The following is a 13915-nucleotide window of genomic DNA, read 5'->3' as shown; positions in this document are numbered from 1 at the left end:
CCGTGCAGCATCCGTACACCCGCCTGCCCGCGAAATCGTTCTGGCGCACCGCGGTCGCCGAGCCCGACCCCGCGGACATCGACGGCCTGTGGACACCGAAGTTCGCGATCGGCCAGGACGATCCCGTGGTCACCGCCGGATCCTGCTTCGCCGCGCACATCGGCCGGGCCCTCCTGGCGGAGGGCATGCACTGGTACGACGCCGAGCTCCCGCCGCCGGGCCTGACGGCCGCCGAGCAGGCGGCGCGCGGATACCGCCGGTTCTCCTTCCGCACCGGCAACATCTACACGGCCGCCGCGCTGCGCCAGTGGGTCGCCTGGGCGCTGGAGGAGGAGAAGCCGCCGGAGGAGGTGTGGGAGGAGGACGGCGTCTTCCACGACCCCTACCGGCCCACCGTGGAACCGGGCGGCCACGCCTCTCCGGACGACGTGCTGCGCGCCCGCGCGGTCACCCTGGACACGGTCCGCACCGCCCTGGACAGGGCCGACGTCCTGGTGTTCACCCTCGGCCTGACCGAGGCCTGGCACGACGTCCGCACCGGTACCGTCCTGCCGATGTGCCCCGGTACCGTGCGCGGCACCTACGACCCCGGCCGGCACGTCCTGCACAACCACACGGTGGACCGGGTGCTCCGCGACCTCACCGACGTGCTCGCGATGGCGCGCGGCGTCAACTCCCGGCTGCGCACGGTCCTCACGGTCTCCCCGGTCCCGCTGACGGCGACCGCCACCGGCCGCCACGCGCTGGTCGCCACCACCCACTCCAAGTCGGTGCTGCGCGCCGCGGCCGGCCAGCTCGCCGACGCCTGCGACGACGTCGACTACTTCCCGTCGTACGAGATCGTCACGGGCTTCCCGTACCGGGCGGCTTTCTACGAGCCGAACCTGCGCACGGTCACCCCCGCCGGGGTGGCCTTCGTGATGCGGCACTTCTTCCGGGGTGTCCGGCCCGATACCGGCACCGCGCCCCCCGCGCCCGCCCTCGCGCATTCCACCCCCGTCACCGGCGGAGAGGACCACTGGTGTGACGACGCCGTACTCGACTACTACGCCCCCCGTTCCCGCCCGGTTCCTCCTGCTCGGTGACTCCCACGCCGGCTGTGTCGGACGGGCCGCGCAGCAGGCGGGGCTGCCCTTCGTGGGCGGCCCGGTCGGCTCGGGGCGGGACTTCCTCGGCCCGTTCCTCGCCATCGACGACCGTGGCGGTGGCGGTGGCGGTGACCTGGTCTTCCGGGACGCCGAGACGCGGCGGCTGGTCCGGGAGTTCCTCGACGTGCTCGGTGTGACCGGGTTCGCGGGCCTCGGGGTGCCGCTCGTGTGCACGTTCGGGCTGAGCGCGCACACGGTGGCCACCCGGCAGAACTGGGACATCCACCGCGACCGGCACGGCACCGTGCCCGAACGGTTCCTGCGCAGCGGCCTGTTCGGCGACCTGGTCCGGGCGGGTGTCCGCGGCGCGCTCGCCTTCTACGACCGTACGGCCGCCCTCGGGCTGCGGGTGCTGGCCCTCATGCCGCCGCAGCGCGTTCCCGGCATGTCCGACCCGGAGGTCTTCTTCGCCGCCCAGGACGTCGTCGGCGCCGAACTCGCCGCGCGCGGTGTGGAGCTGGTCGACCTGCGGGCCCGCGTCACCGACGGTGCGGGGCGGCAGCGGCCTGCCTTCTGCCAGGCCGACGACACGATCCACGGCAACCTCGCCTTTGGCCGCCTGGTGGTCGCCGAACTCCTCGACCGCGGGCTCTGACCCCGCTCACCCGTCCATGCTTCCGTCCGCCCCGTCCCAAGGAGGTCCCTCATGGAGGACTACGCGCTGCGCGCCGTAGAGCAGCTCACCACCCGCCCCGCCGAGCCCTACGACACCCTCTCCGTCGCCCCGATCACCCCGGTGCTGGGCGCCGAGGTCACCGGCCTCGACCTCTCGCGTGAGCTGACGCCGCAGCAGGAGAAGGAGCTCAAGCACGCCTTCCACACCCACCACGTCCTGGTCTTCCGCGACCAGGACCTGACCCCCGAGGAACACAAGCGGTTCGCGGGTGTCTTCGGCGAGCTGCACCCCGTCGCCCTGGCCGCCGAGGGTTCCGACCCGCACATCCTGGAGATCAAGGCGGACAAGGACTCCAAGGCCGTCGCCGGCAACGGCTGGCACTCCGACGGCACCGCCGACGCCGAGCCCTCCCTCGGTTCCATGCTGTACATCACCACGATCCCCGAGGGCGGCAGCGGCGGCGACACCCTGTTCGCCAACATGCACCTCGCCTACGAGCTGCTCTCCCCCGCCCTGCGCGGCTTCCTGGACGGTCTGACCGCCCGCCACGACGGGGCCAAGCCCTGGACGGACGCCGGACTGACCCCGCCGCCCGAGTACGACGTGCCGCGCACCGAGCAGCCGGTCGTCGTCCGCCATCCGGAGAACGGCCGCAAGCTGCTGTTCGTCAACGCCCCCTACACCTCGCACATCACCCAGCTGTCCCGCGCCGAGAGCGACGCCCTGCTGGGGATGCTGTACGCGCACATCGCCCGTACCCCACTGCTGCACTGCCGGGTCCGCTGGCAGGAGCGCACGCTGGTGTTCTGGGACAACCGCAGCGTGCAGCACCACGCGGTGTGGGACTACTTCCCGCACACCAGGGAAGGCCGCCGCGTGGCGATCGACGGCACCAGCCTGCACGCCTGACCCGGCCGGAAGGACAGCGCACATGGCCACGACCACGGCCGCCCCGGCGGCGTTCCGCGCCGCGCTGCGGACCGGGTCCGCCGAGCCGCCCGCGGCCGGCGTGCCCGACTGGCTGTGGCGGCTCGCCACCGCCGTCCACGGGGAACTGCCGCCGCCCGCCGCGGACACCTGGGCCGACCGGCTGCACGGCCTGCTCGGCCCGGCGGGGGTTCCCGCCGGGCTGGCGGCCGTCCACCTCTGGCAGGCGGACACCGTGCTGCCGCTGCTCGCGGGGACGGCGGACACGGCCGTTCCGGCGGACCTGCACCGCGCGGCGGCCCGGGGTGCGGCGGCCGACCGGGACACCTGGCGGTCGGTTCTCGGGCCGTTGCTGCTGCGGCTGTACGACGCCGCCTACGACCGTGCCTCCGCCTACGCGGAGGGGCACGCGGGTGCCCGCGACTACGCCCTGGCCAACGGGTACGCCGCGGCCGAGGCGGACGCGTACGGCCACGAGTACGCGCGGCTCAGCACCGAGGCGAACGCCCGTGCCTTCGCCGAGGCTCACGCGGAGGCCCTCGGCCCAGCACTCGCGGCGGCGTACGCGGCCGACGACGCCCAGGCCTACGCCGCCACCTTCCCCGAAGCGCACCTGAAGGCCGTCGTACGCGCCACGGCAGCGGTGCACGAAACCCTCCAGGCCCAGCTCCTGGCCGACGGCCTGCTCACGGCGCTCGGGGCCGCCCGGCCGTGAGGCCGGGGCTCAGCTCTGCGGGCCCAGCAGGCGGAGCGCGTCGGCGGCCACCACGCCGTCGGCGTCGTTGGCCAGCTCGACCGACGTGGTGAGACCGGCCTGGAGCCGGAACTCGCCGAGCGAGAACCAGGTACCGCCGCGCGGGTCGGCGGTGCCCGCGGCCCGCTGGTCGACGCGCACGGTGGTGGTGCCGTCCGCGTGGCCGACGGTGTACGGGGCGTTGCTCGCCCGGTTGGCGGCCGGGGGGTAGGACGTCTGGATCTCGTACACACCGTCCTGCGGCACGGCCGGCCGCCAGCGCACCTTCCGCTCGCCCGAACCGGCGGGTGCCGTACGGTAGTTGCCCGACCAGTAACCGGGGTCCGCGGTCGCCGTCGGCCAGCTGCCGCTGACGATCGCGAAGCCGAGCCGGTCGTTGTCCACGACCACCTCCGCGCGTACGTCGGCGGAGCCCGGCGCCTCGATCAGGCTGAGCGAGTCGAGACCGAGCCGCATCCCGCCGCCCCTGCCGGGTCCCGTGACCGCGCAGCGCAGGGTGTGCCGTCCGGCGTGCAGCCGGGTGGCCCCCAGGTGGGCCAGGTCGAAGCCGTCCGCCGTCTGCGCCGTGGTGTCGATCGCGAAGGCGGGCAGCGGGGTGCGGTCCATGGTGACGGTGGCCAGTGCGCCGTCCGTCGTGCGGTAGTAGCGCAGGAGCAGCTCGTAGTCGCCGGTGTGCGGCACCCGGAAGGTGAACTCCGCCGTGTCGCCGGCCTGTTCGGGGGTGAGGACCAGCCGCTCGCCGCGGCGGGCGAGCGGATCGGCGACGGTCTGCACGGCGCCGCCGGTGACCTCACGGTCCGCTTCGGCCAACGCGACGACGTCCTCCCGGTAGTGGGGACCCCGGCGCAGGCTGTCGCGGCCGCCGGTCAGCCAGTCGAGCGAGAAACAGCAGACGTTGACCCGGCGCGGGACACTCGCCATGTCACCGTCGCAGCCGTAGAGGAGCACGATGGTGCCGTCGGACAGCCGGGCGAGATCCGAGTAGAAGGAGCGGTTCTCGTTGACGACCCGCTGGTAGCGGTACGAGAAGCCCTCGTCGTAGCTGACGGCCACCGTCATGTTGTACCTGACGGGTGAGTCGGGGCGGCTGAACAGCACCCGCCCGGGTGCGCGGCTGCCGGGGCCGCCGGTGTAGCGCAGCAGGCCGGCGTCCACCGCGTTGAACGAGCCGGTGCTGCCGTCGAGCGCGGGCTGCGACCAGGTCATGCCGTCGTCCGCGCTGACGGACACGATGCGCTGGTTCTCACCGCCCGACGCGAAGCGGCCGTTGACGAGAACGGTGCCGTCGGAGCGCTGCACCATCCGCGCCTCGTTGATGGGGTACGCCACCTGTACGGGCACCTCGCCGGTCGCCTGCCAGGTGGCGCCGTGGTCGTCGCTGTAGACCGGCGCGACGCCGTAGAACCGCTGGGCCACCGTGTTGCCCACGATCACCCTGCGGTGCAGGCAGTTGAGCAGCAGCCGGCCGGAGCGCAGCTGGAGGCCGTGGCCCGGACCGGGGCCGTGCAGCGCCCAGTTGTAGGGGAAGCCGTCGAACAGGCCCGCCAGGCTCCGTGCTTCGCTCCACGTCTGCCCGCCGTCCCGGCTGGAGATCGCATACAGCTCGCCCGAGTCGCCCGAGCAGGAGGTGTTCTGCGGGAGTCGGAGCGAGAGCATGTAGAAGAGGAAGACCTCCCGCGTCTCCCGGTCCACGACCAGCGCGGGGTTGCCCCAGGACTCGCCGTCGACGGAGGCTACCAGGGTGCGGGTCTCCTCCCAGGTCCGGCCGCCGTCGGTGCTGCGACGCAGCAGCAGATCACGCGGCCCGGCGTCGCACACCTCGTGGCGGCCCTCGGTCACGGCCAGGACGGTGTCGTCGGGCAGTACGGCGAGCCCGTGGACGTGATAGTTCACGAGCGGGCCCTCGACGGAGTCCCAGAGGGTCTGCTCCTCGAAGAAGGCGCCTTGCCGGCCGGGCGCGGAGGTCCGGTCGGCGGCCCGGGCCGTGGCTCCGAGGGCCACCGGCCCCAACGCGGCGGTCGCCGTGGCGCCGACGACACCCAGGGCGAAGGATCTGCGGTTCATGGCGGTGCCGTTCGGTCTGCTGTCGGACATGGTGGGCCACCCCTTTCGGGCGGTACGGAGGAGAGGGACCCGGCGCGGGGCATTACGCGCACCGGATCGGAGGCAGGTGCGGGTGCAGGTGCGGGGGTGCATATGGGCGTGCGTGTGGGATCAGGTACGTATGAGATGTGCGTCGAGGGGGCCGAGCAGGTCGAGCAGGGCCTGCAACTCCTTGTCGGTGCACGGGGTGAAGGGCGCCGCGGCATGCGGCGGGCACAGCCCTCGGGCGGCGAGGACGGCCTTCACCGCCGGGACACCGGGGCGTGCGGTGTGCAGCGCCAGCACCTCGTCGAGCAGCCGTTGCGCGCGCCGCGCGTCCTCGTCCCGGCCGTCGCGGTGGGCCCGGAACAGCTCGGCGGTCACCGTGGGCGCCACATTGGCCACCCCGAGCACCATTCCGTCGGCCCCGAGCCGCAGCGCGTCCAGTGCCTGCCGCTCCGCACCCTGGCTGACCCCGAAGTCGTCGCGCCGGCGGGCGGCCGCGAGGGCGTGTCCGAACAGCGCTAGGTCGCCCGAGCTGTCCTTGATGCCCACCAGGTGCGCGAGGCCCGTCAGTTCGTCGAGCAGGGCGGGGGTCAACGGGTTGCTGTAGCGGGGCGCGTTGTAGGCGACGACGGGAACGCCGAGGCCGGCGAGGGCCGTGTAGTGGGCGACGATCTCGTCGTGCCGGTGGTGGAAGTAGATCGGCGGGCTGAGCACCAGTGCGTCCGGCGCGGCGGGCAGGACGGCCTCCGCCCGGGCCAGCGCCTCGGCGGTGCCGGGAGCCGTGACGTTCACCAACACCGGTCCGTGGGAGGTCAGTTCACGCCAGCGTGCGGCCACCCCGACGGCGAACCCGGCCAGCTCCGCCGTGGGCAGCAGCGGGCCCTCGCCGTTGCTGCCGAAGAGCATGAGACCGCGTGCGCCTGCGGCCGCCAGCGCCGTGAGCAGGGGGTCGGCGGCCGGGGCCGAGGGGTGTCCCGGCCGGTCCATCGGGGTGATCAGCGGGACGATGACACCGGAGAGCAGGGCGCGGCCGTCGATGTGCCGTCGTTCGGCTGTGGCGCCGTCGTGGCTGGTCGCGCAGTTCCCCGCGCCCCTTTGGGGCGCGTCGATGTCCCGACCACCCATCAGTACCCCCTGACCTCGGGCCAGGCCAGTTCCACCCCGGCGCGCGTGAGTTCGTCCTGGAAGCGGTGCAGACGTTCGGTGTCCTCGTACACCTGCTCGGCCTCCAGCCGGTTGTCGAGGCAGTGCGCCGCCAGTGACCCGGCCGCCTCGCCGATGTTCCACTCGACGGGGTGCAGCCGGTAGCAGCCGTTGGTGATGTGGGTGGTGCCGATGTTCTTGCACACCGGCAGCAGGTTCCGCACCCGTACCGGGAGCAGGGCGCCCAGCGGGATCTGGAAGGGGCTGCTGGCCACGTCGATGTAGGTGTCGCCGCCGGTGGACGGATGCAGGTCGATCCGGTACATCCCGATGCCGACGGAGTCCGGGTGGCGTACCGCGCCGTGCTCGCCCCGCACGGCGAGGGACAGGTCCTGTTCGACGATCCGGCGCCGGGCGACGATCCGCCGTGACTCACGGATGTACGGCGCCTTGGCCAGCCCGTCGGCCGTGCCCAGCACGTCGCCGCGGAGTCGCAGCCCCGGCCAGCCGGTGCCGCCGTCGGGGCGGGGGGCCTCGGTCTGCAGCCAGTAGAGCATGCTCATGCTCAGCTCGCGGGCTCCCGCCAGATGCCGGTCGCGCTCCTTGTCGTCCACCCCGATCAGCGGTCCTGGCAGGTAGTCGATCATGGGCCAGTTGACGATGGTGACATCGCTCGCGGCGAACCCCGGCCGGTACAGCCTCCGGGAGAACACCCGGCGGAACTCCCACAGTTCCTTGTCGCCCGCGTCCTTGCTCTGGTCGGCGACGACCGGCCCCGAGTCGGCGTTCGGGGTAAACCCGCGCGGTACGGTCTCCAGCGTCCTCGGGTCCGGGGCGCTGAGGCTCAGCAGCCGGTTCGGCCACTGCGGGGGGTGGTAGGCGGCCCAGCGGTCGTATCCGGCCGGCCGGTCGACGGTGTGGTCCTCCCCGGCCCGGTGGTCGACGGCGAACACCCAGGAGAACGCCTGCATGTTGGCCGGCCGCGCCTCGTCGGGTGCGCTCGGCTCGCCGGTGTCCCGCCGCGACTCGAAGCCCGTCACGTGCTCGGTGCCGGTCAGCGGCAGCAGGTCGCCGAGTTCCGTCGCGTCCAGGACGTATCGAGCGGACACCTCGACCCGGGTGCCGTCCGGGCCCTCGACGGCCACGGACCGTACCCGGTCGCCGTCCACGGAGGCCGCCACCGGACGGTGCCGGTACAGGATCCGCAGCCGCCCGGCGGCCACGTACGGCGCGACCATGGCCGCCAGCACGGCGGCGCCGACCCGCGGTTCGTGGCACAGCGGGCTCACGCGCCCCTCGCCCGGGTTGAGATACCGGCGCCGCCTGGCCTCCTCGGTGAGCGGATACCAGGTCCGGTAGTGGTCGCGGATCGCCTCGCGCAGCGCGCGGTAGGTACGGGTGGCGCCGAACTGCTCGATCCAGGCGTGCTCGTCGGGCGGTACGCCCTGGCTGGTGAGCTGACCGCCGATCCAGTCGGTCTCCTCGGTGAGCAGGACCGACCGGCCGCGGTCGAGGGCGGCCAGTGCCGCGGCCACCCCGCCGAGGCCCCCGCCGACGACGAGGATGTCCGTGGCCGCCGACGTCGGCGCGCTCATGTGTCGCTCCCTTCCCGTACGTCACCCGTGCCGTCCGGACCGAGCGTGAATGCGCGGGGTCCGCCCCGTACGTCCACCTCCACGGGCGAGCCGCCGTCCGGCGGGGTGACGAGCAGGTCGCCGGTACCCTCGGCGGTCCCGGTGACGCGGTCGCCGGTCCGCCGGTACCCCCGTACGACGACGCCCGGAGCCATGTCCAGCAGGACCCGCCCTTCGAGGCGGACGGTGAGCCGGTCTGCCGCCCGCACATCGAGGCGGCCCTCGCCGAGCGGCAGGTTGCGCAGTTCCGCCGGCTCGCCCGGGTGGGCGAACCGCCAGCCGTCGGGGCGCGCGTCGGCCAGTTCGCCGAAGGCGAGGCAGGCCAGCAGGCCTCCCCAGGCCATCAGTCCGTCCGAACGCTTCTCGAAACCCGTCAGGTTCTCGCCGTCGACGGCCGGATAGTTCTCCCTGACGTGGCCGTACGCGCGCCACTCGTCGAGGAACAGCCGCAGCAGGTCGCCCACCACCGGACGGCTCAGCTCCGTCAGCCCGTACCGGCGCAGTCCGCGGACGGCGAGGTAGGCCATCGGCGCCCAGATCCGGCCGCGCCAGTACGTCGCCGCGAAACCGGGGTCGTCGCGGGCGACGCTGGGCAAGGGCCGTACGCCGCCCAGCACTTCGGGCCGCAGCAGATCGGCTGCCATGGCCGCCCCACGGTCGGCGTCCGGCAACCCGCCAAGCAGCGCGTACAGCATCGTCGGCGAGACGTGCGGATCGTGCGTGCCCGCCGCCGTGAGGTTGCGGTAGCCGCCCCGCTCGGCGTCCCACAGCAGCCGGTCGGCGGCCGCCCTCGCCGTGGCGGCCTCGGCGCGCAGCCGGTCGGCCGTCGCCTGCTCCCCCAGGATGCCGGCGATGTCCGCCAGTGCCTCGGCGTCGGCGATGTGCAGCGCGTTCAGGCCGACGTCGGCGAGGTCCATGGTGTGGGTCGCCGGGTCGTACCGGGTCTCGTCGTACATCGGTGAATCGTCCAGGCCCGACTCGCGCTTGGCCCGGTCCAGGGTCGCCGACGCGGGGTCGCCCGCGACCGGGTCGGAACCCCAGGCGAGCAGCCCGTGCGGCCCGCGGCGGGCCCGCGGCCACCAGTCGTGCCAGGCCAGCAGCGCCGGGAAGGTGCTGTGCAGCAGGATCGTGTCGCGGGTCTCGGGCGACAGGCCGCCCGCCAGATGGGCCTGGTACACCGTCAGCGCGCCGACCGGCGGCTGCGAACGGTCGTCGGTGCGGCCCCTGTCGTCCGAGATCCGGTTCGGGATCATGCCGGACTCGTCCGCGTACGGAAGGATCTGTTCGAAGATGCCGCGCGCGTAGTCCCGGTCGACGGCCGAGGCGACGAGGCCGGTGAAGAACGTGTCCCAGGCGTGCAGGGCCCAGGTGCCGTAGAAGCCCTTGCGCTCCGCGCAGACGAAGTCCCTGGAGGTCGGGGTGAGGACGCGGCCGATGTCGGGGGCGAAGACGGTGTTCCAGGTGACGGCAGTGGTCAGGGCGTCGGCGGCGGCGCCGAGCCAGCCGCCGGACCGCAGCCGGGTCAGGTCGGCGGCGGCGCGGTGCGACGCGAGTACGCCGGCGGTCCGCGCCGCCGTGCCCGGGGCGTCGGCCGGCGCGATCCGCAGCTCCACCGTGCCCGGACCGCGGAACGCCAGGACCAGCGCGTCCGCCGGGCCCTCGACCCTGTCTGCGGCCGACGAGGCGGTGACCGTCCAGCGGATCCCGCCCGCGAGGACGGTGCCGAGCAGGAGGTCGCCGGCCCCCGGACGCCCCGGCGCACCCGGACGGCCCGACGCACCCGGACGGCCCGTCGGCTCGACGATGCCGGTGAGAGCGTCCACGGACAGCGCGACCCGGCCCGTGCTCTCGGCGCGGACGTACAGGATGTCGCCGGGTCCGCCCGCGAACTCCAGCCGCAGCCGGTGACCCGCCGCCCGTACCGTCACCTCGGCGTAGCTGCCGTCCACGGTGTGCGGCCCGAGCCGTTCGAGGCCGTCGCGCCAGGTGAACCCGTCGAGCACCGGGCCTCCGGGGCCGAGCACGCCGAACCGCACCCGCGGTCCCGACGGCAGCCGGCTCATACCGGTGTGCGTACGGACGTCCCAGGTGTTCCAGCCGGCCGGCGCGGGAGTCCCGGTGGCACGCCACTCTCCGGTCCCGGTCCCGGTCCCGCTCATACGACCGCCCTGCCGTCGGCGGTGCCGTCCCCCGGCACCGGGTCGTCCAGGTCCAGGGCCGCGTCCAGCAGCGCCCGGGTGTACGGGTGCCGCGGTGCGGTCAGCACCTCGCCGGTCCGGCCCTCCTCCACGATCACGCCCCGGTGCATCACCGCCACCCGGTCGGCGATCTGGTGCACCACCCCCAGGTCGTGCGAGATGAACAGCATCGCGAGCCGGTGCCTGCCCCGCAGATCGACCAGCAACCGCAGGATCTGCGCCTGGACCGACACGTCGAGCGCCGACACCGCCTCGTCGCAGACCAGCAGCCGGGGCCGCACCGCCAGCGCTCTGGCGATGCTGACCCGCTGGCACTGACCGCCCGACAGGTCACCCGCACGGCGCGCCGCCACCTCGGGGTCGAGGCCCATGTCGGCGAGGAGCCGGTGCAGGGCCCCGGTGCGGTCGCCCTCCGGAGCGGTGACCGGGTGGGTGCGCCAGACCTCCGCGATGATCGAGGCGACCGTCATCCGCGGGTTCAGCGACGAACGCGGGTCCTGGAACACCATCTGCACCGCACGCTGCAGCTCGGGCGGGCGGCGCCCGGCGCGGCCGAGCGGCCGTCCCTCGAAGGTGACGGTCCCGGCGCCGGGCCGCAGCAGTCCGGCCACGCACCGGGCCACGGTGGTCTTGCCGGAGCCCGACTCGCCGACCAGCCCGAGTGTCTCCTCGGGGGCCACCGACAGACTCACCCCGTCCACGGCGACCCGACCGCCCCGCCGTCCGCCGCCCCGGCCTCCGTAGGTGACGCGCAGATCGCGCACGTCGAGGAGGGCGCGCCCGCCGGAAGGTGCGGGCACGTCGAGGAGTTCGCGCTCGCTCGCGCTCACGGTCCCGGCACCTCCTCGGCGAAGTGGCAGGCGCTCCAGCGGTCCGGCGCGACCTCCCGCACCTGGGGCGGTTCGGCGCGGCACCGGGCGCGGGCCATCGGGCAGCGCGGGTGGAACGCACAGCCGGCCGGCCGGTTCGCCGGTGTCGCCGGGGCCCCGGGCAGCGGGTCGGCCAGTGCGGTGCGGGTCCGGACGGCGGGCACGCTGCGCACCAGGGCCGCGGTGTACGGATGGGCGGGCCTGCGCAGGACGTCACGGGCGGGCCCTCGTTCGCAGACCCGTCCCGCGTACATCACGACGACCCGTTCGCCGACGTGCGAGACGACCCGCAGGTCGTGGCTGACGAGGAGCATCGCGAGGCCGTCCGCGGCCTGGATGTCGGCCAGCAGCCGCAGGATCCGGGACTGCACGGTGACGTCGAGCGCCGTGGTGGGCTCGTCGGCGAGCAGCAGCGCGGGGTTGCCGGCCAGCGCCATGGCGATCACGGCGCGTTGGCGGAGGCCGCCGGAGAGTTCGTGCGGGTAGGCGCGCATCCGCCGCTCCGGCTCCGGTACCCCGACCCGGTCGAGGAGTTCGACGACCCGGCGGTTCACCTCGGCGCGGGGCAGCCGGTCGCGGCGTGGCACCTCGCCGATCTGACGGGCGATCCGCTGGGTCGGGTTCAGGGCCGCAAGGGGGTCCTGGAAGATCATCGCGATCTCGCGGCCGCGTACCGCACGGCGCCGGGCCGGGTCGGCGGCGAGCAGGTCCTCGCCGTGCCACAGCAGCCGGCCGGACAGGGTGGCGCCCTCGGGCGGCAGGCCCAGGATCGCCTGCGCGGTCATAGTCTTTCCGCTGCCCGACTCGCCGATGAGGCCCACGGTGGTGGCCCGTGGCACGTCGAAGGAGACGCCGTCCACGACGCGGGTCCGGGTGCCGTGCGGGCCCGGTACTTCCACCACCAGGTCGTCGATCCGCAGGATCGGCCCGTCGGTCGCGGGCGCCGCCTTCCCGGCCCCGCTCTCCCGCGCGGTTCCGGCTCCGGCGGGGGTCACGAGCTCCCCGTCCGTACGGGGGCGAAGTCCGGCAGCCCGCTGGCGTCGGGGACGAAACCCTTCAGCTCGCTGTTCCAGGCGTAGGCGATGCTCACCGACATCGGGTACATCCCGACCGCGTCCTGCCAGATGATGCGGCTGGCCTGGGCGTAGAGGTCGGTGCGCTGCTGCTTGTCGGCCGTGGCTCCGGCCGCCGCCAGCAGGCCGTCCAGCTGCTTGTTGCAGTAGCCCATGCGTTTGGCCGCGCAGGTGTAGAGGCGGCCGAGGTTGCTGGCCGCGTCGTAGCTGGGGGTGGCCAGCTGCTGGAAGTTGATGTCCCACTTGAGTGCGAGCAGGTCCTCGGTGAACACGGCCTGCTCCTTCTCCAGCGGCTCCACCTGCACGCCGACCTTCTGCAGGTCCGAGACGACGGCCTGGATGAAGGGCTTGAACTCGTCGTTGGCGAACTGCAGGCGGAGCTTCTTCGAGAAGTCGAAGCCCGCGGCGGTGAGGGCCGCCTTGGCGGCTGCCGGGTCGTAGGTCACGGCCGGCTGTGCCGCGTGGCCGAGGACGACGCTCGTCACGGGTGCGTCGGCCGCCTTGCCCGTGTCGGGATAGAGCTTGCCGATGATGGTCTTGAAGTCGACCGCCTGCCAGATCGCCCTGCGCACCTTCGCGTCCTTGAGGGCGGGGATCGAGGAGTTGAACCACATGGTGAACTCGGCGCTGCTCGGCACGGTCTGCACCGTCAGGTCCTTCTGGCTCTTCAGCGAGGCCAGTTGGTCGTCCGGGATGCCCCAGACGACGTCGACCTCGCCGGTGCGCAGTGCGGTCATGCGGGACGCGAGCTCGGGGATGTTCCGTACGGTGACGCGGTTCAGTTCGGGCTTCGCACCCCGGTACTTCTTGTTCGGCACCAGGACCAGCGACTCGCTGGGGGTGAAGGCGTCGACGGTGAACGGGCCCGAGCCGACGGGGTGGTCGAAGAAGGCGGTGTCGTCCTTGCCGACGCCCGACGGGAGCACGTAGAAGGTGCCGAGCTTGCCGGGGACGGACGCGTCGGGCGCCGGACTGTGCAGGACCACCTCGGTGGCGGAGACCTTGGTCATCGTGTCGCCCGGGAAGTTGCCCGCGTTGGGGCCGTTCAGGCCGATCATGCGCTGGAAGGAGGCGACCACGTCGTCGGCGTCGAGGGCTGAGCCGTCGGAGAACGTGACGCCGGAGCGCAGCGTGAACGTCCAGGCCGTGACGTCCTTGTCGGCCTTCCAGGAGGTGGCGAGATCGCCTTCGAGGGTGCCGTCCGCGGCGGGTTTCACGAGTCTGCTGAAGATCTCCTGTGCGGCCAGCTGGGTTCCCGTGGAGGCGCCCTGGGCCCCTTGCGGGTCCAGGCTCTCGATCGGGTAGGTGCCGGCGACCGTCACGTCACCCGAGGCGGAAGAACCTCCTCCGTCCTCCCCGCCGGTCGTCGTGCAGGCGGCGAGGAGCGCCGCGCCCGCCGTGGCGGTGGTGGCGAGCCGGATCAGCCGGCTCCGCCCGTGCTCACGCGTCCTGGTCATGATGGTGC

At 73.6% G+C, this 13915-nt stretch carries 11 protein-coding genes; 4 read left to right on the top strand and 7 right to left on the bottom strand.

Features of this window, described 5'->3' with window-relative positions; all coding sequences use genetic code 11:
* Positions 1-2 precede the first annotated feature (2 nt).
* From ACFWPS_RS40490 to ACFWPS_RS40475, 4 genes are read left to right on the top strand one after another with little or no spacing between them, the layout of a single operon-like run.
* Positions 3-1085 (top strand): GSCFA domain-containing protein, encoded by a 1083-nt coding sequence (locus ACFWPS_RS40490; protein WP_383715285.1) that lies wholly within the window; start codon positions 3-5, stop codon positions 1083-1085.
* Positions 1024-1743: a hypothetical protein gene (locus ACFWPS_RS40485; protein ID WP_383715282.1), complete on the top strand. Its 720-nt coding sequence runs from the start codon at positions 1024-1026 to the stop codon at positions 1741-1743. Before ACFWPS_RS40490 ends, ACFWPS_RS40485 begins: the two co-directional genes overlap by 62 nt.
* Before the next feature lie 51 nt (positions 1744-1794).
* The gene (locus ACFWPS_RS40480; RefSeq protein WP_383715279.1) at positions 1795-2673 is read left to right on the top strand and encodes a TauD/TfdA dioxygenase family protein; all 879 of its coding nucleotides are present in this window, start codon (positions 1795-1797) and stop codon (positions 2671-2673) included.
* A 22-nt stretch (positions 2674-2695) separates the two neighbouring features.
* On the top strand, positions 2696-3406 hold the full coding sequence (locus ACFWPS_RS40475; RefSeq protein WP_383715277.1) for a hypothetical protein: 711 nt from the start codon (positions 2696-2698) through the stop codon (positions 3404-3406).
* 9 nt (positions 3407-3415) lie between these two features.
* Here the strand turns inward: ACFWPS_RS40475 and ACFWPS_RS40470 are convergent, their stop codons facing one another.
* From ACFWPS_RS40470 to ACFWPS_RS40440, 7 genes are all read right to left on the bottom strand, one after another.
* Positions 3416-5539 carry an exo-alpha-sialidase gene (locus ACFWPS_RS40470; RefSeq protein WP_383715275.1) on the bottom strand — a complete coding sequence of 708 codons (2124 nt, stop codon included), beginning with the start codon at positions 5537-5539 and terminating at the stop codon, positions 3416-3418.
* A gap of 120 nt (positions 5540-5659) precedes the next feature.
* The gene (locus ACFWPS_RS40465; RefSeq protein ID WP_383715272.1) at positions 5660-6658 is read right to left on the bottom strand and encodes a dihydrodipicolinate synthase family protein; all 999 of its coding nucleotides are present in this window, start codon (positions 6656-6658) and stop codon (positions 5660-5662) included.
* Positions 6658-8271, bottom strand: a complete 1614-nt coding sequence (locus ACFWPS_RS40460; RefSeq protein WP_383715270.1) for an FAD-dependent oxidoreductase — start codon at positions 8269-8271, stop codon at positions 6658-6660. Before ACFWPS_RS40460 ends, ACFWPS_RS40465 begins: the two co-directional genes overlap by 1 nt.
* Positions 8268-10469 carry a trehalase family glycosidase gene (locus ACFWPS_RS40455; protein ID WP_383715268.1) on the bottom strand — a complete coding sequence of 734 codons (2202 nt, stop codon included), beginning with the start codon at positions 10467-10469 and terminating at the stop codon, positions 8268-8270. The genes ACFWPS_RS40460 and ACFWPS_RS40455 overlap by 4 nt, the downstream gene beginning before the upstream one ends.
* The gene (locus ACFWPS_RS40450; RefSeq protein ID WP_383715265.1) at positions 10466-11338 is read right to left on the bottom strand and encodes an ATP-binding cassette domain-containing protein; all 873 of its coding nucleotides are present in this window, start codon (positions 11336-11338) and stop codon (positions 10466-10468) included. The genes ACFWPS_RS40455 and ACFWPS_RS40450 overlap by 4 nt, the downstream gene beginning before the upstream one ends.
* Complete coding sequence (locus tag ACFWPS_RS40445; RefSeq protein WP_383715262.1) at positions 11335-12372, bottom strand: ABC transporter ATP-binding protein; 1038 nt, start codon at positions 12370-12372, stop codon at positions 11335-11337. The genes ACFWPS_RS40450 and ACFWPS_RS40445 overlap by 4 nt, the downstream gene beginning before the upstream one ends.
* Positions 12369-13907: an ABC transporter substrate-binding protein gene (locus ACFWPS_RS40440; protein ID WP_383715260.1), complete on the bottom strand. Its 1539-nt coding sequence runs from the start codon at positions 13905-13907 to the stop codon at positions 12369-12371. The genes ACFWPS_RS40445 and ACFWPS_RS40440 overlap by 4 nt, the downstream gene beginning before the upstream one ends.
* Positions 13908-13915: the final 8 nt, after the last annotated feature.

This window comes from Streptomyces sp. NPDC058457 (genome assembly GCF_042720695.1).
GTDB lineage: Bacteria > Actinomycetota > Actinomycetes > Streptomycetales > Streptomycetaceae > Streptomyces.
Note: the sequence above shows the minus strand (reverse complement) of the source record. Positions and strands in the feature narration are given on the sequence as shown.

What these genes read in the sequence shown, in the direction of transcription:
- ACFWPS_RS40480 (WP_383715279.1), top strand. Translation starts at nt 1,795, where the DNA reads ATGGAGGACTACGCGCTGCGCGCCGTAGAGCAGCTCACCACCCGCCCC.
- ACFWPS_RS40475 (WP_383715277.1), top strand. Translation starts at nt 2,696, where the DNA reads ATGGCCACGACCACGGCCGCCCCGGCGGCGTTCCGCGCCGCGCTGCGG.
- ACFWPS_RS40470 (WP_383715275.1), bottom strand. Translation starts at nt 5,539, where the DNA reads ATGTCCGACAGCAGACCGAACGGCACCGCCATGAACCGCAGATCCTTC.
- ACFWPS_RS40465 (WP_383715272.1), bottom strand. Translation starts at nt 6,658, where the DNA reads ATGGGTGGTCGGGACATCGACGCGCCCCAAAGGGGCGCGGGGAACTGC.
- ACFWPS_RS40460 (WP_383715270.1), bottom strand. Translation starts at nt 8,271, where the DNA reads ATGAGCGCGCCGACGTCGGCGGCCACGGACATCCTCGTCGTCGGCGGG.
- ACFWPS_RS40455 (WP_383715268.1), bottom strand. Translation starts at nt 10,469, where the DNA reads ATGAGCGGGACCGGGACCGGGACCGGAGAGTGGCGTGCCACCGGGACT.
- ACFWPS_RS40440 (WP_383715260.1), bottom strand. Translation starts at nt 13,907, where the DNA reads ATGACCAGGACGCGTGAGCACGGGCGGAGCCGGCTGATCCGGCTCGCC.